The sequence below is a fragment of the Burkholderia sp. SR8 genome, from assembly GCF_052851275.1.
Genome location: NZ_JAULUC010000084.1, coordinates 1 through 636 on the forward strand (window position 1 = coordinate 1; position 636 = coordinate 636).

Sequence of the window (636 nt, forward strand, 5' to 3'; positions counted from 1 at the left end):
CGCCCAGCAGCGCGCCGACGAACTGAACGCCAACTGGGGGCCGAGCGGCACGTATCGACAAGTGCTTACGGCCCTGTCGGTGGCCGCAGGCGGCAATGTGACGGGTGGCCTTGGGCAGTTCGCTCAGAACGCGACGGTGGCTTACTTGCAAGAGCTGGGCACGAATCAGGTGAAGCAGATTGCCGACAACCTCGGCAGCGAAGAAGCGCGTGCGGCACTTCATGCGATTGTGGGATGTGCTGGCGCGGCTGCCGGCAGTCAGAGCTGTGGTGCGGGTGCGATGGGCGCGGCGACCAGCTCCGTGCTCGGGAGTTTGCTCGCGCCGTCGGCGAACCTGTCGGCATCGGAGCGCGAAGCGCGCGACAATCTGGTGGCCAGCCTGGTTGCTGGCGTCGCGGCCGTGTCGGGCCAGAATGTGGCAACTGCGACCGGTGCTGGCAAAATCGAGGTGGAGAACAATCAGGTTTCCATCGGGCGAACCGTCACGGGTCCGCAGAATGTGCCACAGGGCATGGGCGGGTACTTCGGGGAGCAGCGCAAAAAAGGCGACGGCGTGATTGCCGATCCGGCCACGGCACTTGATCCGACGATCAAGCCGACCGGTTCGTTGATCTATCCGATGCCGGACGCGAAGAC

General features: G+C 64.9%; 1 pseudogene. It reads left to right on the forward strand.

From position 1 onward, the window contains the following. Positions 1–636, forward strand: a pseudogene (locus Q3A80_RS31920) (hemagglutinin repeat-containing protein); the annotation flags it as partial.